The organism is Fervidicoccaceae archaeon (assembly GCA_038734945.1).
In the GTDB taxonomy this organism is placed as follows: Archaea; Thermoproteota; Thermoprotei_A; order Sulfolobales; family Fervidicoccaceae; genus ARK-14.
On sequence record JAVYOA010000009.1, the window covers coordinates 331,314 to 349,576 of the forward strand.

The 18,263-nt window shown below is 42.3% G+C and carries 17 protein-coding genes; 7 read left to right on the forward strand and 10 right to left on the reverse strand.

The features are described 5' to 3' along the window. Nucleotides 1-18: 18 nt before the first annotated feature. On the reverse strand, nt 19-792 hold the full coding sequence (locus QXR92_06110) for a sulfide-dependent adenosine diphosphate thiazole synthase (GenBank protein MEM0319573.1): 774 nt from the start codon (nt 790-792) through the stop codon (nt 19-21). A gap of 75 nt (nt 793-867) precedes the next feature. Next, nucleotides 868-1,326, reverse strand: coding sequence for a peroxiredoxin (locus QXR92_06115; protein MEM0319574.1), 459 nt, complete (start codon nt 1,324-1,326; stop codon nt 868-870). Nucleotides 1,327-1,429: 103 nt separating this feature from the next. Here QXR92_06115 and QXR92_06120 point away from each other — a divergent pair, with 103 nt between their 5' ends. The 6 genes from QXR92_06120 (at nt 1,430) to QXR92_06145 (ending at nt 8,630) form a co-directional block, all read left to right on the forward strand. Then, nucleotides 1,430-2,746, forward strand: coding sequence for a BMP family ABC transporter substrate-binding protein (locus QXR92_06120; protein ID MEM0319575.1), 1,317 nt, complete (start codon nt 1,430-1,432; stop codon nt 2,744-2,746). A gap of 59 nt (nt 2,747-2,805) precedes the next feature. Then, on the forward strand, nt 2,806-4,332 hold the full coding sequence (locus QXR92_06125) for an ABC transporter ATP-binding protein (protein ID MEM0319576.1): 1,527 nt from the start codon (nt 2,806-2,808) through the stop codon (nt 4,330-4,332). A gap of 5 nt (nt 4,333-4,337) precedes the next feature. Next, nucleotides 4,338-5,399 carry an ABC transporter permease gene (locus tag QXR92_06130; protein ID MEM0319577.1) on the forward strand — a complete coding sequence of 354 codons (1,062 nt, stop codon included), beginning with the start codon at nt 4,338-4,340 and terminating at the stop codon, nt 5,397-5,399. A gap of 8 nt (nt 5,400-5,407) precedes the next feature. Then, nucleotides 5,408-6,298, forward strand: a complete 891-nt coding sequence (locus tag QXR92_06135) for an ABC transporter permease (GenBank protein MEM0319578.1) — start codon at nt 5,408-5,410, stop codon at nt 6,296-6,298. Between the two features lie 6 nt (nt 6,299-6,304). Continuing rightward, the gene (locus QXR92_06140) at nt 6,305-7,534 is read left to right on the forward strand and encodes a hypothetical protein (GenBank protein MEM0319579.1); all 1,230 of its coding nucleotides are present in this window, start codon (nt 6,305-6,307) and stop codon (nt 7,532-7,534) included. A gap of 109 nt (nt 7,535-7,643) precedes the next feature. Then, the gene (locus QXR92_06145; protein MEM0319580.1) at nt 7,644-8,630 is read left to right on the forward strand and encodes an NAD(P)-dependent oxidoreductase; all 987 of its coding nucleotides are present in this window, start codon (nt 7,644-7,646) and stop codon (nt 8,628-8,630) included. A 64-nt stretch (nt 8,631-8,694) separates the two neighbouring features. On the opposite strand, the gene QXR92_06150 is transcribed toward QXR92_06145, so the two are convergent. Next, entirely contained in the window at nt 8,695-9,591 is an 897-nt protein-coding gene (locus tag QXR92_06150) for a hypothetical protein (protein MEM0319581.1), read from the reverse strand. Between the two features lie 89 nt (nt 9,592-9,680). Here QXR92_06150 and QXR92_06155 point away from each other — a divergent pair, with 89 nt between their 5' ends. Further along, complete coding sequence (locus QXR92_06155; GenBank protein MEM0319582.1) at nt 9,681-11,054, forward strand: FAD-binding oxidoreductase; 1,374 nt, start codon at nt 9,681-9,683, stop codon at nt 11,052-11,054. Between the two features lie 8 nt (nt 11,055-11,062). On the opposite strand, the gene QXR92_06160 is transcribed toward QXR92_06155, so the two are convergent. The 7 genes from QXR92_06160 to QXR92_06190 all read right to left on the reverse strand — a co-directional run bounded on the left by QXR92_06160 (nt 11,063) and on the right by QXR92_06190 (nt 18,109). Continuing rightward, nucleotides 11,063-11,725 carry an amino acid ABC transporter permease gene (locus tag QXR92_06160; GenBank protein ID MEM0319583.1) on the reverse strand — a complete coding sequence of 221 codons (663 nt, stop codon included), beginning with the start codon at nt 11,723-11,725 and terminating at the stop codon, nt 11,063-11,065. A 6-nt stretch (nt 11,726-11,731) separates the two neighbouring features. Continuing rightward, the gene (locus tag QXR92_06165; GenBank protein MEM0319584.1) at nt 11,732-12,487 is read right to left on the reverse strand and encodes an amino acid ABC transporter ATP-binding protein; all 756 of its coding nucleotides are present in this window, start codon (nt 12,485-12,487) and stop codon (nt 11,732-11,734) included. 1 nt (nt 12,488) lies between these two features. Continuing rightward, on the reverse strand, nt 12,489-13,163 hold the full coding sequence (locus QXR92_06170; protein ID MEM0319585.1) for an amino acid ABC transporter permease: 675 nt from the start codon (nt 13,161-13,163) through the stop codon (nt 12,489-12,491). A gap of 10 nt (nt 13,164-13,173) precedes the next feature. Then, the gene (locus QXR92_06175; protein MEM0319586.1) at nt 13,174-14,049 is read right to left on the reverse strand and encodes an ABC transporter substrate-binding protein; all 876 of its coding nucleotides are present in this window, start codon (nt 14,047-14,049) and stop codon (nt 13,174-13,176) included. Between the two features lie 221 nt (nt 14,050-14,270). Next, a complete protein-coding gene (locus tag QXR92_06180) occupies nt 14,271-14,912 on the reverse strand; it encodes a 2-oxoacid:acceptor oxidoreductase family protein (protein MEM0319587.1) in 642 nt (213 codons plus the stop codon). Beyond that, a complete protein-coding gene (locus tag QXR92_06185; GenBank protein ID MEM0319588.1) occupies nt 14,896-16,773 on the reverse strand; it encodes an indolepyruvate ferredoxin oxidoreductase subunit alpha in 1,878 nt (625 codons plus the stop codon). The genes QXR92_06180 and QXR92_06185 overlap by 17 nt, the downstream gene beginning before the upstream one ends. Continuing rightward, nucleotides 16,754-18,109 carry a CoA-binding protein gene (locus QXR92_06190; GenBank protein MEM0319589.1) on the reverse strand — a complete coding sequence of 452 codons (1,356 nt, stop codon included), beginning with the start codon at nt 18,107-18,109 and terminating at the stop codon, nt 16,754-16,756. The genes QXR92_06185 and QXR92_06190 overlap by 20 nt, the downstream gene beginning before the upstream one ends. Between the last annotated feature and the right edge of the window lie 154 nt (nt 18,110-18,263).

An 18,263-nucleotide genomic window follows, 5' to 3' on the forward strand; every position in this document is an offset into this window, starting at 1 on the left:
AAATTTAATTATTAAAAATTATACGGCTAAATCCCTGGCTATGATCTCAGCAACCTTTTTTCCCGACAGTAGCATAGAGCTGAAAATTGGGCCCATTCTATAGAGACCGTATAGCTCGGCAACTGACATACCACAGGCATATAGGCCATCAATCACTTTACCTGTTTTCTCAACGACCTCTTTCTCTGATTTTTCTGCATATGCGGATGACTCTCCCTTCAGAGTGATTCCAAAATTGGGGTTTTTCTTTACGAGAGCTCTGATCACTTCAGCACCGTGTCCTGTAGCGTCTACTGTTGCTCTAGCTGGAATGAATATTGGATCAACATGCAAACTACTCATTTCCACTGCTGTCCAAATGGTAACTACCCCATGCACAGAGGGAGGGTTATCCCTCACGATGACATCTTCCACAGAAGTTCCCAATAATATTCTTGCTCCAGAATCCAGCACACCGTTTGCAAGTCTTATCATCAATTCCACAGCATCCACAACTAGAAGTCCAGAATCCTCAATCTTCTTGTATTTAATTTCAAAATCCTCCAAGATATCTTTGGCCAGGCTGTTCAAAACCACCTTGTGAAAAAGATTTCCTCCACCTCCAATACCTCCTCCCACGCTCAATCTCCTCTCTATGAGGAGAACTTTGATCTTCTTCTCAGCAAGATATTTTGCTGCCGCCATTCCTGATGGTCCTGCCCCAACAACTATCACATCTACCCCTTTGGAGAAGGTGATCCAGTCCTCAAGCGAATCTCTCAATATCGAAGCTGTAATGAGGGATTCCAACATAGTATTTAACCTCCTCTACTACAAGCAAGTTAAAAACAGTAATATTTAAAAATTATTATTGTAATTATTAACAGGTTATTGCTTCTTCTCAGAAATCATTTCCCTTACTATTGAGAGGATTTCTGCTGCATGACCCCTAGGCTTAACCCCGATTTTTCTCCAAACTAACTTACCTTCCTGATCGAAAATGAACGTGCTTCTAATGATCCCTTCTTTTTCACCGCTCTTTTTTCCCCAAGCACCAAGTTTTCGTATCACACTTCCATCTCTGTCAGTTAGCAAAGGGACATTCAAACCATGCTTTTCCTTGAATTTTTTATGTGAAGAGGGCGAATCCATGCTTATTCCATAAACCTGTACGTTTAGTTCAACGAACTTTGATAATATTTCAGAAAATTCTTTTGCCTCAGCAGTACATCCAGGTGTGTTATCCTTTGGATATACATATAGAACAGTCCATTTTCCTTTTAATAAGTCCTTCAATTTAATTTCCTTTCCATCTTCTCCAACTAAACTGGCATCCAAGATCTCCATAGCGCTCTTCCTCATATCTATAATTTTTGATAAAAATTAATAAAAGAAAAGTTTAAATGTAATTTCTCATTAGAATCAACTAAAAACCCGGAGGTCATTTTAAATGAGAACTGTCTCAACAGCAATAGTAGGAGCTATTGTTGTTATAGTAATAGCAGTTGCAATTTTGGGAATTTACTTGGCAGAAAGAGGCGGAGCTCCTTCTGCAACTACTACAGTACCAGCAACTACAACATCCCCACCTAAAACTACAACCAATCTCTCTAGGAACAGTATCTGCATTGTTTATGACGTTGGCGGGAGAGGAGATCTAAGCTTCAATGACATGGCATATCTGGGGGCAAGCAGAGCTGCAAAGGACTTTGGTCTTAAGCTTGTGGAGGCTCAGAGCACTTCCCAAAACGATTACCTACCAAATCTCAATACAATGGCCCAAAGCGGAAGTTGCTTGGTAATTGTAGCAGTTGGCTTCTTGATGGCTGATGCTGTTAATCAGACAGCTGCCCAATATCCTAATCAGAACTTCGCAATAATTGATGCAGTTGTCCCGCAACCAAATGTTCTGAGCGTAACATTCAAGGAGGAGGAAGGCAGCGCGCTAGCTGGAGCACTAGCTGCCATGATAGCCCACTACTATAACTATTCATCCGTTGGTGTGGTGCTGGGGATGGAGATTCCAGTTCTCTATAAATTCGAGGCAGGATATTACTGGGGAATAAGGTATGGGGAGCAGCTCTATCAGCAATACACAGGTCAAAATGTAACTCCCCTCAATGTGCTTTGGACATATACCGGATCTTTCAATGATCCAGCAAAGGGAAAAACAGCAACACAGGCTCAGCTTGCTCAGGGTGCTGGAATAGTCTACAACGTAGCAGGAGCAACAGGTCTGGGCATATTCGATGCGGTTGAAGAGTACAACATGCAGAGAGGAAGAACCATGGGACCACCTTTTGCCATTGGAGTTGACAGCGACCAGGATTGGATAAAGCCAGGCTACATTATAGCAAGCGTAGAAAAGAGAGTCGATATAGGAGTATACGATGCAGTCCAGAGAGCGTTGAGCTTTTATTCAGGGAACATTTCCAAGTATGGAGGACAATTAGTGCTGGGGCTGAACGAGGGAGGAGTTGCTCTTAGCTCCCTCGACGATCTCAATACGTTCCTTCAGATAGCTGTGCAGGCTGGAAAGACTGTAAACCAGACGCAGATCTTCCAGAAGGTTGGCAGCATGAGAAACTCCATACCTCAGTGGATATGGCAGGCAGTTGCCAATCTGACCAACACGCTCAAGGTGAATCAAAACATCTCTGCTTATGGGCTGAAATTCTCCGATATTGAATCGCTAATAGTGAACAATGCTCTTGATTCAGCAAAAATTAAAGATATACGAGCGAAGCTTGGAGTTCCAACTGGATAATTTTTTTAACACATTTCTTTAAAAGTTTTAAAAACCCTTTTTTGAAGGTGTCAGATATCATGTCAAGCCAAGAAGAGAACGCTATTGAAATGCTGAACATAACGAAGGTTTATCCTGATGGTGTAGTAGCACTGAATGATGTTTCACTCACGATAAAAAAGGGAGAAATTCACGGAATTTTAGGAGAAAACGGCGCAGGAAAGACAACACTGATGAGAATATTGTACGGAAACATAAGGCCAACAAGGGGAAAAATAAAGATAAACGGAGAAGAGGTGAGCTTCAAAAGCAGTGCTGATGCGATAAAAAAGGGAATAGGCATGGTTCATCAGCATCCAGCACTGGTTCCGGTTTTTACTGCAAGGGAAAACATATTTCTGGGCATTCCATCCAGACAGAAAGGTGAAGATAGATTAAAGGAACTCATTGAAACCACAGGGCTCAAAGTCCCGTTGGAGGAGAGAGTTGAGGATCTCTCTCTAGGGATAGCCCAAAGGATCGAGATTCTCAAGGTGCTCTACAGGGGGGCAGATATACTCATTCTAGACGAGCCCACAACAAACATGACCAGCGAAGAAGTTAGAGAATTCTTTGTAAGCCTTCGAAACTTGAAAAAGATGGGTAAAACAATTCTCTTCATATCTCACAAGCTAAAGGAAGTTTTGGAGATAACCGATAGGATCACTGTTCTTAGGAGGGGAAAAGTCAGTGGCAATTTGGAGACAGTTAGAGCAACTCCCGAGGAGCTTGCCAGGCTAATGGTAGGAAGAGAAGTTTTTCTCAAAATAGAGAAGCCTATCATTGCTCCGGGAGAGACTGTCCTGCAAGTTAGCGATCTCTGGGTGAGAAGATGGGACAAATCTTGGGCAGTGAAGGGAGTAGCATTTGAAGTAAAGAAAGGGGAAATATTCGGAATAGCAGGAGTTGAGGGCAACGGACAGAGCGAGCTAGTAGAAGCAATAACTGGCCTGAGAAAGCCAGAGAAAGGGAAGATCATTCTGAAAGGGAAAGAAGTTACAAATTTTTCTCCATCATCACTCTATGAAATGGGAATGGCACATATACCTGAGGATAGACAGAGAACCGGTCTCATTCTTGACATGAGTGTATGGGAGAACTCTATCCTTGGAATGCACAAGAAAAGAAGATTTGTCAATTCTCTCAAAATATTCAATAGCAGAGCAATTTACAATTATGTTGAGGAGCTTATCAAGCGATATGAAATAGTTGTCTCGAGACTAGACACTCCTGTTCGGAGACTAAGTGGAGGGAACCAGCAGAAAGTAGTTGTCAGCAGAGAGCTATCGAAGGATCCTGAACTAATAATAGCAGCACAACCTACTAGAGGACTAGATGTAGGAGCGACTGAGTATATTAGAAGACTGCTCGTTGATCTTAAAACAAAGGGAAAAGCAGTTCTACTCGTATCAAGTGATATAGATGAGATCATGGAACTCAGCGACAGAGTGGCAGTTATGTACGATGGAGAGTTCATGGGTATAGCGGAGACATTCTCTCTCAATGAGAGAGAGATAGGAATGATGATGGGAGGATATAGGTTGAGTGAAATAATGAGAGGGGGCTGATAAACTTGAACACTCTATCAAGGATAAAGGAAAAATATGGAGAAAGCATTGTTGGCTTTCTAGAAGTAACACTGGCTGCTGCTATTGGGCTTGGGGCTTCTGCTGTTCTAATTAGGGCAGGTGGTTACAGCCCCGCCGATGCTTTTTACTACCTTTTCAGAGGATCTTTCGGCTCTCTCTATAGCTTATATACAACTTTGAGCTATTCCATTCCTCTTATGCTCACAGGCCTCGCCTTCGCTGTTAGTGTTAGGGCTGGACTTTTTAACATTGGGGCAGAGGGACAAGTGTATATATCTGCTTTAGGAGCGATAATAGCGGCATCAATAGCCATGCCATCCTACCTCTACCTTCCAATGGAATTCTTAATAGGGATTTTACTAGCAGTGCTCTGGTCATTGGCAGCTGGAGCATTGAAGGTCTGGAAGGGAGTAAACGAGGTAGTTTCTACAATAATGCTCAACTGGATAGCATTCTGGATTGTCGAGTACGCTAGAGCGAACATTTACTATGATCCCCTTTCTCCAGACAGAACCATTAGAATACCACTCGCAGGAAGATTGCCTCTCCTTGTTGCTAATACATCACTCTATTCAGGAATAATAATTTCAATAGGGGTAGTGGTTGTCATGTACATTATAATGTGGAAAACAGCAGTGGGCTATGAGATTAGAGCAGTTGGACTGAATCTTTTTGCCTCAAAATATGGAGGTATAAAGACATCGTTGGTTGCTTTGGAGGCATTTGCTATAAGCGGTTTGCTGAGTGGATTAGCAGGAGTTATGGAGACAATTGGTAGACCGCCCACATATGCAATTGTGACTGGGCTCACAAATCTCGTCAATTTGGGTTTCAATGGGATAGCCGTATCATTGATTGGAAGAAACAATCCCATAGGCATAATTCCAGCATCCATATTTATTGGAGCTCTAACTGCGGGAGCAACATCGATGCAGATATTTGCTGGCGTTCCGCTTGAAATGGTTCAAGCTGTTCAAGGAATTATTGTAATAGTTCTAGCAATTCCTGGACTCATAAGAATTTTGAAATCTTACATAAAGAGGTGAAGGAGACAATGGATTCATCTATGATAGCAAACATCCTTATTCAGACAGCATATGCTTCAACCCCCCTCCTCCTCGCCTCTACGGGGGAGATACTTTCAGAGAGGGCAGGAATTGTGAATATAGGATTGGAGGGAATAATGCTCCTCTCAGCCTTCATAGGAGTGGTAGTTGGGGATGGTCTCAAGAACCCTTTGGCTGGAATCTTGGCTGCCGTAGCTTTGGGAGCCCTAATTGGGCTCATGCACGGATTCATAACAGCCTACTTAAAGGGGGATCACATTGTCAGTGGCTTGGGGATAAACCTCTTTGCCTTGGGCTTCGTGCCGTATGGCATCTATGCTGTTTGGGGAGTGAGGGGCTATTACAATCCCAGCACTCAGGCTAAGGTTCCGAGCGTCTTTGGTGTCTCTCCAATATTCATAAGCAGCATCATCATCGTTTTCCTAGTTTACTATTTGCTGTTTCATACGCGCTTTGGACTTTCTCTGAGGTCTTGCGGTGAGGATCCCCGCTCAGCCGATGCTTCTGGGATAAGAGTCGAGAGAATGCAGTTGCTGGCAGCGGTCATAGGATCATCTCTCTCTGGCCTGGCAGGTGTTTTCATGTCCTTAGATTGGCTCACTACCATAACTAAAGATCTTCCTGCTGGGAGAGGATTCATAGCTCTCGCAATCGTTAATTTTGCCAATTGGAATCCACTGCTCGGGTTGCTTGGCAGTTATCTCTTCGGGTTCTTCTGGGTAATCATAGAGTGGCTCAAAATATCAGCACTGAAACAGATCATTCCTGTAACTCTTCTGAATATAATCCCGTATGTGGCAACCTTGGCTGTAACAGCAGGAGTCCTGGGAAGATCTAGACCCCCCAAATATGCAGGAGTCCCATATAAGAAGGAGTGATGAGAAATGAACGAAGAGAACGATATATGTTTAATTATAGCTACCTCTGTACTTGGTCTTGAACTAGGGAAAAAATTTGCCAAGGAAATCCAGGAGAAGCTCTCTGGTATGAAAGATGAGATAAAATTCATTGGAGTAATTAGCAAAAAGGAAGAGATTCCCCAGAGCTGTTCTTCTTCAATAGTTCTTGTCGCTACTGGTGGTACGGAAGATGTAATAGTGAATATTGGAAACATGAGCAAAAATCTCCATTTATTCTATCATGACTCCTTCAATAGCCTTCCAGCAACTCTGGAATCTGTGGCTCTTCTCAGGCAAATGGGAAAGGAGCCGCATCTTCATAAGTATGATGGACCAGACTCGCTTCTACGAATGGTGGATGCATTAGAAAGGGCAAAGAGAGGAATTGAAAAGCTGAAGAGCTGCAGGCTAGGCGTAGTAGGAGGAGTAAGTGATTGGCTAGTATACAGCAGGGTAAATCCCTCTGATGTGAAAAGGAAATTGGGCTCGGAGATCGTGGAGATCCCGCTTCAAGAATTGCTCGAACTTATGGATAACATTGATGCACAGCAAGACATGAATGAAATAACGAAAAAAGCCCGGAAGATAGAGGTGAGCCGCGAGGAAATTAGCAAGGCGCTGAGGGTTCATGGAGCTCTTCTGGAGATCGCTAAAAAATATAATTTATGTGGCTTGACAGTTAAATGCTTCGATTTAATACTAGCGAAGAGAACTACAGCTTGTCTCTCTATGTCGCTGATGAACACAAAAGTATTTCCGGCAGCATGCGAGGGCGATGTGCCGCTCCTCATATCCATGGCTCTTGGAGAGTTCGTGACAGAACGTCCAGCATTCATGGGAAATCCTGCTATACTGAAAAAAGGAGAGATATTGATTGCTCACTGTACTGCTCCTCTTATTTCTTCTTTCAAACTGACAACTCACTTCGAATCTAACCTTGGAGTTGGAATAAGTGTTGATTATCCATATGGAGAAGCTGTCACAATTTACAGAATTGATTCTGGGCTGGAAAAAATCAGGATTGGCAAAGGAAGAATAAAGGAATGGAAATGGAGAGAAGATCTCTGCAGGACTCAGGTTCTGATAGAGATGGAAAATGCAGAAAAAATCCTGAAAAAAAGCATTGGAAATCATTACGCTCTAATTATAGGAGATTGGGTGGAAGAGCTCTCCGCTGCAGGAGAGCTCCTTGGATTGAATGTGGAAACGATCTAATTTTTCATCGATTTTTACTCTGGACATAACTTAAAGAAAAATCAGTGAAGCTCATAGGACAAAATCAATAAATATTTATATAAAGAAGCTTCAGACGGTGCCTAGTTCCTTGAACGTAGCAGTAGTTAGGTCTCCCAAGCTAGAGCTATTCGGAATTTTTACAGATGCCATTGAAAAGCTCAAGGAAATTTCCAATGTTGTTGAGATCTATGGCTCAGACAATGAAGCAGACCTAGCAGAACAGCTGCGCGGCTACTCTGTGGCAATTACAGAACCAATGCTTCCTAAATTTGGAAAAAAATTTTTTGAGCTTAATGATGATATAAAGATGATTTTTGTTCATGGAAGAGGATACGATAACGTGGATGTTTCCGCAGCGAGAAAAAAGGGGATTATTGTAGCAAGAGTTCCTGGTTGGTGCGAGAACGAAGCAGTCGCCGAACATGCTTTAGCTCTCTTATTGGAAGGAGTAAAAATGCTGTGGAAAGCTCGCATTTGGGTTTCGAGCGGAGAGTGGAAGAGGGTTGGTGAAAGCGGCGGCTTCTTCTTCTCTAAGAGCATAAGAGGAATGAAAATAGGAATCATAGGATATGGATATATAGGAAAGAGATTTGCAGAAATCTTGAAGGGAGGATTCGGCACAAGCGTCTTAGTATATGATCCCTATGTTCCTTCTCAGAAGATTCTTGATGAGGGTTTTCAGCCCTTTGTCGATCTCCACGAAATGCTAAGAGAGGTTGATGCAGTTTCTATTCATGCCGAACTAACAGAGGAAACTTATCACATGATTGGACGGAAGGAGATTGAGGAAATGAAAGATAAAGTAATCCTGATAAACACAGCAAGAGGAGCAATAATAGACACAGAGGCGCTCATACATGGATTAAAAATTGGAAAAATTGGCTTTGCTGGCTTGGATGTAATTGAGGGAGAACCTATAGGTAGCGATCATCCTCTGCTATCTTTTCCAAACGTCCTAATAACTCCGCATGTAGCTTATGCTACAAATGAAGCTATAAAATGCATGGACTATTCCACAGTTGATGCGGTAAAATCTTTCATTGAAGGAAAAGCAATCTTAGAGCAAATATTTTAACACCATGCTACTCCATTAAAGCAATAGTTGAACCGTATTCTTTCAATGTTCTTCGACTAAACTGTTATACAGTTACCTCATAGATAGGGCACATCATCTCTTTTCCATAAAAGGATCTTATGCTCTCTTCTCCCTCTATGATCTTTCCCTCTAATTCTCCTGAAGCAGCTACAATTTTTCCATTCTTTAATATGACTCTTAGCTTTCCAGCAGAGGACTTGCAGTTCATTAGCAGAAATGAGGATGAGGATTTGCTCTGCTCGGCAATTCTTCTCAGTAAATCCTCGCTTATTATATCTATTTCCATCCCCACTGACTTTGATTTCCCAAGAAGGCCAGTGAGAAATGCTGGATCACCTAATTTTTTGGAGAGGTTCTCGTCAAAATCGAATAGCGAGGATTTTTCCCCTAATATCCTCTTTTCCTCGACTGATGGTGCCTGAGGGGTTTCAATTTTTTCTCTTTGCTTTTCCTGAGCAGGAGGTAGAGAGATGACCTGCTTTGGTAAGGATATCATAGATGGAAGCTGTGATTCTACATTTTTTCCCAGGGAATCCAAGAACTCGATTGCCTTCTTCGTCAAGCTGCTTTCATTGGGGGAAGTATATGACAGCTCTATTCTCAAATCGGTAAATGAGCCAGTTGGGATAATCTCAAATGTAATTTTTAAGTCAACCTTCGTTTTATATCTTATTATGCCCACTCCAACAGAAGTTTCTCCCGAGGCAGAAAATGTTACAAGAAAGTAATCCTTTCCAAGCTCCTTGCTTTCTACAATTCCATTTATATTTCCCTCAAAATCAAAACCACTCATCTTGAACTGTATCACTTCTCTGTCTCTCTTTTCAATTTTTAACTTCGCAGGAATAATCTTCAGAAGATTATCAGGATTTTTTAGCGTCTCATATATTGAGCGTGAAGGGTAGCTCATCTTCAGAGAAATAGCCCTTGTGACTGTCACTGATTGTTCAACCCCCTTTTAAATCATTTTCCTAAGTCCTTCTAATTAAAGATTTTTAATAGTATTACCAAATCATAGTTGTGGAGAAAATGATTCACGAAATAGCTAAGGAATTAGAGCGCATAGTTGGGGAAAGATGGCTAAGCAAAGATCCAAGAGCCATTGAACCCTATCTGTATGACAGAACCCAATCCGCTGTTAGACCAAAGGCATCAGAAAATGTTATTGTGGTTAAGCCAGGAAGCATAGAGGAAGTAGCCAGAGTTGTTAGTGTGGCTCACGAAGCTTCTATACCTATATATCCGAGAGGAGGAGGAACCGGACTAACAGGAGGTGCTGTTCCTACTAAGCCAGGAATAATAATCTCTCTTGAGAGGCTCAACAGAATAATAATTGAAAAGGAGAACATGGTAGCTGATGTTGAAGCTGGAGCAACGCTGGGCTCGCTAATTAGTGAGGCTGAGAAAAATGGTCTATTCTTTCCACCTCATCCTGGAGATGAGGGGGCTCAAATAGGTGGCTTGATTGCTTGTAATGCAGGAGGTTCAAGAGCAGTTAGGCATGGAACTATGAGAAACTTTGTGCTCGGGCTTCAAGTTGTTCTTCCCAATGGAGAAATCGCCACGATAGGAGGGAAAACGCCTAAGAACAACATGGCAACTAACTTCTATCATCTCTTTATAGGTAGCGAGGGGACACTTGGAATAATAGTGCGTGCTTGGATAAGGCTGTACCCGAAGCCTAAAAATTCTGCAACGATTCTCGTACCGTATAGAAATGCCTATGATGCTATCGATTCTGCAATGAAACTTCTCTGGGAGGGCTATGTTCCCCTATCTCTCGAGCTTGTTGATTCGGATTCTCTGAGGAAAACAGCAGAATATTTGAGAATAGAATGGAGATATGGTAATGGAGATTTCTATTTGATGTTGGTTCTAGTTGAGCCCACTATAGAAATGCTATATACTGAGCTGGAAGGGATTGCTAAGATATTAGAGGAAAAAGCATCAGGTGAGCCAATATTAGCGGAGAGAGATGATGAGCAGAAGGAGATCCTTAAGATAAGGAGCGAAGTTTATTCTGCTTATGAGAACGAAATGTTTGAGGGACTAGATGTCTCTGTCCCCCTGGGAGAACTGACAAGATTTGTCCGATTCATTGAAGATTTGGAGAAGAAATACAACGTGAGAATTCCCCTCCTTGCACATTTGGGTGATGGGACATTTCACCCAGATCTTCTCTACAGTGGATTGGATGAGGCATCTTTGGAAAGAATGAGAGATGAAATATATGATGCTGTAATTTCGATGGGAGGCAGCATAACCGGAGAGCATGGCATAGGCTATACGAGAAGACGCTACGCGGAAAAATATCTCAATGATAACTTGAAAAAGCTAATTAAAAAAGTGAAGAGTGCTATTGATGATAAGGGAATAATGAACCCAGAAAAGTATATTCCATAAAAAAAAGATTATTTTGTGAATATTTCAAGTCCAGGTATGCTGAGCCTCCTTTCCATAAATCTGAAGAAAATAGTTAGAGCACTTATCATTGTCAGATAAACAGCTGCCAGCGTGGAAAAAGTCTCAACAGGTCTGAAATAGAGAGAATTGAAAGTCTTTGTTACTGCAAACATCTCTGGAACTCCGACAACGAAGGCGAGAGATGAATACTGCACTAGGTATATCAACTCATTTGATATACCGAGAAAAGCTCTCCTCACTGCTTGTGGAAGAATTATGTACAGAATTTCTTGAGTGTTGGACATTCCTAGGGACTTAGCTGCTAGAGATTGCCCAATATCTATTGATCTTATGGCTCCTCTTACATACTCAGACTGGTAGGAACCAGAGCAAAGGATGAAACCTATCACCGCAGTCCAGAATGGGGGAATATAAATCCCAAAGTCAGAAAGTCCGAAGAAAAGGATCAAGAGCGTCACGAGAACTGGGAAGCCTCTGAATGTGATGACAATGCCTGATGCTATTCCCCGAATCAGCCAATTTCCATAAACTCTTGCTGCACCCAAGGCAATTCCCAAAAGCACACTTACGGGCATGGAGATAGCTAGAATCTCCAGCGTAACAATTATTCCTCTGGCAAGAGTGCTCAGAAATGCAGACCAGAAATCCATAATCCATCACTTCGCTTTTCTGTATATCGAAGCAAAATACTTCTTAACAATCTCGTGTTTTGGATTGGAAATGATCTCCTCGGGTAAGCCCTTCTCCACAATTTTTCCATTGTACATGAAAATCAATTCATTGGCTACCTCGAGAGCAAAATGAAGCTCATGCGTTACTATTAGGCTGGTCATTCCAGAGTTTGACAGCTCTTTTATCACTTGGAGGACTTCCCCAACCAGTGCTGGATCGAGAGCAGAAGTCGGCTCATCGTAGAGTATTATGGATGGCTCCATTGCTAGAGCCCTTGCGATAGCAACCCTCTGCTTTTCTCCGCCTGAAATTTGAGCAGGATATTTGTTCCAAAGCTCTCTTCCTATGTGGACCTTTTCCAGAGACCTTGAGGCAATCATGAATGCTTCCTTTTCTGGCAATTTCTTGACTTTCTGCGGCCCGATCATCACGTTCTTCAAAACAGTTAGGTGGTTGAATAGATTGAACTCCTGAAACACAAAGCCGATTCTTTGCCTCATCCTGTTTATGTCTATATCAGGATCTGTCAGCTCCACTCCTTCAAGCCATATTCTTCCTGAGTCCGGTACAGTTAGGAGGTTTATGCATCTCAATAAGGTGCTCTTTCCAACACCACTGGGACCTAATATGACCTTGGTCCTTCCTCTTTCAACTTCTAGGCTGACGCCATCTAGAACAACCTTGTTCCCATAGCTTTTCCTCAGGTTATCCACAATCAGTACAGCCTTGCTATCCGGCAATCTACTTCCCCCCAACCAACCCAGGTATTTGAACCCTCTCATAGAGAATATTGAACACTTTCGTACCGCCGTATGTCAGAAATATGAAAAGGATCCCTGCTATAAGGTAGGGAATGAAATATGAGCCTATTGATATTGTAACATATCTAGTTCTCGTGAGAATCTCCACAACACCGAGGGCGAAGCATATGGAGGAGTCCTTAAGCATTATAGCATATTGATTTGTCCATCCTGGTATTGCTATTCGTAGAGCCTGGGGGAGAATTATGGTGCGAACGGCTTCCCATCTTCCCATCCCTAGCGATCTGGCAGCAAGCATCTGTCCTGGATCCACAGCTTCTAGGGCTGCTCTAAAAATCATGCTCTGATACGCCCCATCCCTCGTTCCCAGAGCTAATATGCTGGTTGTCATAGCTGAAAGCTTTATACCAAAAACGATTGGAAATATGCCCCAGTAATAGAGAAACAAGAGAACAATCAGTGGAATTCCTCTGTATATCCAAACATAGGTATCAACAATAGTCTTCGCCACTTTTCCTCCATATACCCTGAAAATAGCGGTAGGCAAACCTATGGCAAATCCTAGCAATAGACCTCCTCCTACTAGAGCGAGAGTCCAAAGCACCCCCTCCAGCATGTATGGAAGATAGCTCTCGAGGAGGCCCAGCGATACCAATATGTTCACCTCACTTCAAATTCCATTTCTCCAACAATTGATCCCACATAGGACTGGACATAAGTTCCGAGAGGGCAGCATTTATCTGGTTTCTCAGCCATATATCTCCCGGCCTTGTTGCTACGGCATAGCTCTCATATGACCCCAAAGTTGAAACTACCCTGAGCTTTGCTGCTGCATCTGGATGAGTTCTCAGATAAGGTTCAAAGAAAGCAGAATCTGTTATCATTGCTATAGCAGTTCCTTTCAGAACAGCTTCTGTAGCAGCAGTATAGGAATCTAGCCCTAATTTCTGGAAGCGATATCCCTCATTGAGCAATTTTGTGGCCCATTCGTCAGAAGTGGCACCGAGCTCAACTGCTATGGGCTGACCTGAATTCAATATTTGTTCCAGTGACAAATTAACATCACTTCTAGTGACAACCTCGTGAATATATGAATAGTATGGAATGGAGAACCATACTTGTTGAGAACGTTGAGCAGTTATTGTCATTCCAGACATGATAACGTCTATGTCCCCATTTACCAGAGCAGTCACAATTGTTGACCAATCCCACGGCTTGAAGACCAAGGTCCAATTGTATTTCTGAGCTATCCACTTCATCACATCGACATCAAAGCCAGCAGCAGTTCCATTTGGCAGAATATATGTAAATGGCGGATAGTTGGCGTCAAACCCATAAATTATAGTGACTGTCTGATTTGGAGGAGGTGGATTGGTGAATTTGCTTTTCTGGATAGCACAGATTTGCGAAGGAGACACCGAAGGGGGAGAAGGCTTCGCCAGCCAGCCTACAGCGAATCCAACAATGAGACCAAGGATCAGCAGTCCTACTAACAAATAAACTGCGGTTCCTTTTTTCTTTGGGACTGTTTGTTCACCCACTTTTCAGTTCACCCTTAGTAAATTGTTTAATTTGAATATATTTAAATATAGCTTAAGATATTTTTTTCTAAAAAAATTGAATAATTTAAAAATATTTTTAGAAAAGGTGTTTTTTTCTTTCGAATCCTCAGTGCTCTGAAATTTTTTCTGCACGTATGCATATGAAGCAAAATAGAAATTCAGAGAAATTGATCTCTTGCTAATTGAAAGCAAAGATCCTTCTAAATCAATCGTCGAGGTGAATAGGCATCGCCGATCCCTTTAAGTGATTTTCCAAAAATATATGCTTTTCTTGAGCTCTCTACAGCTTTTTGATTTCTGAGAACTAATTCAATGGCTGTCATTGCATGGGAGTCATCAAAGATCTTTGAAATTTCAACAAATGCACCGAGGATTGAAGCATTTATGGCTCTGGAGCTACCTGAAATTTCCCTCACTTCCTTTGGATCTATTAAGACAGCTCTCTCTCCAGAATAGCTTAAGATTCTCCTTAGAAGAAGTGAAGAATCAATTTTTTCCTTCGAGGGAAGCAGTGATGCTGATACAGGAGGTCTGAAGTCATATGATAATATAATCCATCCTAGCAACGTATCGAGATATTCAAGGTTTCTAGCACACTCAATTATTTCTAAACAAAGCATGTAATTAGCCTCGTTCTTATGGAAAATTGGAGAATATACTTTTTCACCTATCCCAACCCTGACGAAGCTTTTTACACTGCCGAACCTCTGTGCCATTCCAAGAGTCTCACCTGTAGCGATGCTATATCCCGCTAGTCTTGAAGCCTCAGCTATCATTCTCGAGAGCGATAGCCCTCCTTGTCCGCCAACTGAGGATATAAGGATGTTAATCTTTCTTCCCAACAGAATCACCTCTCACTATGGCCTTTGTAGGACAATATCTAGCGCACAGTGCGCACCCGTAGCAGTCTTCTTCAAAGATACTCACTTTTCCCTTTTCGTTGACATAAAGCGCTGGGCATCCCGTTGCTCTTAAGCATGCAAGGCAACCAGTACACTTATCTTCTATTACTGTGTAATATGCGGGCCTGCCTTTTCTTCTCGCTTCAAGAATTGCGCAGGGAGCTCTTGAGATAATCACCTTCACTCCTCTCTTATTTATTGAATCAGCAACAGCCTTCACCATACTATCCAGATCATATGGGTCAACTATTTTCAGCTCATCCACTCCAATGCCCTGAACTATTTCCTCTATCTTTACTTCCTTAACATCTCTGCCAGTCTCGGTTTTTGTCCAGGAGGGAGTGGCTTGATGACCGGTCATTGCTACCACTTGATTGTCAAGAATTACGACCAGCATATCAACTCTCTTGTTAACAGCTTCTATTAGCGGTTGAATTCCTGTATGAAAGAAAGTGGAGTCTCCTATCGTAGCGACTACAGGCTTTTCAAAGCCGCTTAATTTCAGGCCCATTGCCATCGATATACTAGCTCCCATGCTATGCTCTGTCCAAATAGCACTCAGAGGAGGATAAGCACTCAAAGCGTAGCATCCAATATCGCCAAATATTGGTATGTCCTTTCTGCTGAAGCCAGCTCTTGCTATGCCTCCAAGAATCCCTAGATATGAGTTTCTGTGAGGGCATCCAGGGCAAAGCGGTGGCGGTCTTGGAGGCACCTCGATAGGTACAGCTGAGTCCAGGCTTCTGTCTTTCACATTCTGACCTCCCAGTAACAGATTTCGCAGCTTTTCTAAATCCAGCTCCCCTTCTTTGGGAAGGTGCCCACTATCTTTGCCAATAATTCTGGTGGAAAATCCAAATGTCAATAGTTCCGATCTGAGAAAAGTTTCTAAAAACGGATCCAGCTCCTCCACAACAATAGTTTCCTTACAGCCTCTCAATGCTTTTCGCAGAAAATCCCTGGGAAAAGGATAAAGAAGACCTAGCTTCAAGATCCTGAATTTTTCTCCGCTTTCTATTTTATTCAATAGAAATTCTTTTACATACTGATAGCCTATTCCCTCAGTAATTATGCATTTTTCTCCATTTCCCTCAACTCTATTGAGCGAGAAGCTCTCAGCTAGCTTTTCAAACTCAACAAGCCTCTCGTTAAGCCATCTATGCCTTTCAAGATTCCATGTCATGCCCGCCCTGATGAATCTTTGGGGGTCCTTTTTAAAAGATCTGAATTTTCTAGGTTCGGAAATTTTTCCTAGAACAACCTCTCCTATAGCATGATTCACCCTCGTGGTTGTTCTTAAAATAACCGGAAGCTGTACTCTCTCGCTCAATTCCAATCCTATAACTGTATAGTCCTTAGCCTCCTGAGGATTTGATGGAGAAATTAGAGGAAGCTTTGCTAGAGGACCATACCATCTACTATCCTGCTCTGTTTGTGTTGTGATGGGCCCCGGATCATCAGCCACCAGTATAAGAAGTCCTCCATCTACTCCAGAGTATGAGGCTGAAAGGAGGGGATCAGATGCAATATTCAGCCCAGGCCCCTTCATGGTGACAAGACTCCTTGCACCTCCTATGGAGGCTCCTATACCTATCTCCAGCGCAACCTTTTCATTAACTGCCCATTCTGCATAAATTTCTGCTCCAAACTCCTGGAGAGTCATTATAACTTCACTGGAAGGGGTTCCTGGATAGCCGACAGCTATCCATACTCCTCCCTCCAGAGCACCTCTAGCTATAGCTTCATTTCCCATCAAAGCAATTTTTTCCCCATCTTTTGCTTTAAGAGGATTCATCTCCATCTTTATTCCCCCTATTCATCCACAGTGCATGTATCGCCTTTGAAAGGATTGCAGAAGTAGAAACTACTGGAATAACTGAGGAAACACTCTCAATGATTTCAACGCTTCCAGCCCCAGCGAACATTCCAATTGTTGGAAGGGAAAAGTCTTTCGCCCTCTTCTTGATTGCTTCTGAAATCTTTTCTGGCTTTTCGGATGCTGTTGGAACATAGATGAGCACAGAGAGGTTAAACTCTTCAGGCAACCTGTTATTGCTCAGAACTTCAAGGATATCATCTATGTAGGCATCTCCTCCTAGGTCCAAAGGATTGCCTTGCTTGACCTTCCCTCCGTACTTCTGTGGAAGTATTTCAATGGAAGGAATTTTCACCTTTATTCCAAGCTCATCCATCAGGGAAACTGAGATCACCCCAACCCCTCCAGAATTGGTAATTATAATTGGCTTGGGTTCGTCAGCAATCCTGATTCTCCGCATTACCTCACAAACTTCCACAACTTCATCCAAATCACTTGCTAAATATCCCCCTGCCTGTCTTACAGCTGCCTTGAATAGAGAGTAGTCGGTTGCAATTCCTCCAGTATGTGACCTAGCTGCTTTTTCACTTGCTTCCCCTCTTCCACCCTTCAGAACGCAAAGCGGTTTTCCTCTTTTTCTCAAAGTGCTAGCAACATCAATGAATTTTCTACCATTTTTCAACCATTCTATGTATGCTATAACGGCTTCAGTATTATCATCATCAATAGCGTATTCAAGAGCATCTTCTACGCTAATATCAGCGGAATTTCCAAGACTGAAGAAGAATGATACACCTGAAGAGAGTAAAGAAAGACGAGAAAGTACAACACCCCCCACGGCGCCGCTTTGCGCTACAATCCCAACTTTTCCTGTACTAGGAGGAACCTCGATGCTTGCGTGCAGCTTATACTTGCTGAGCGTTATTCCAGCAGAGTTTGGTCCTATAATTCTCATCCTTTCTCTAAATTCTTCTTTCAGATTCTCACTAATTTCGGCGTTCGATGTTATTACTACCGCCAGTTTAGCTCCGATCTCAGCGGATTCTTCTAGGACTTTTCCAACATCCTTTTCCGGAATAGCAATCACAACAATATCTGGAATAGAGGGAAGGTCAAGAAGAGATGGAAAAGCCCTATATCCATGAATGGAACTGTATTTAGGATTTACAAGAAAAATATCTCCATTAAACCCCCAATCAACTATATTCCTCAGTATTATGTTTCCTATTTTCCCTTCTATCGGCGTGGCACCAACTATAGCTACAGAGTTTACTTTTTTCACAGCATCGCGGAGCAGCAGCATCTGAACAATCAACCTCATTGAAAAGCAAATAAACAATTTAACATTAATTATGCTTAATTATTAACATTACTCAAATACACTTAGTGCTCCTCAATTACGTACTTCGATATTTACGGCAAATCTCAAAAAATTTTAGGAAAAACAATCCTCAATTTGAAGATCTTCCCCATGT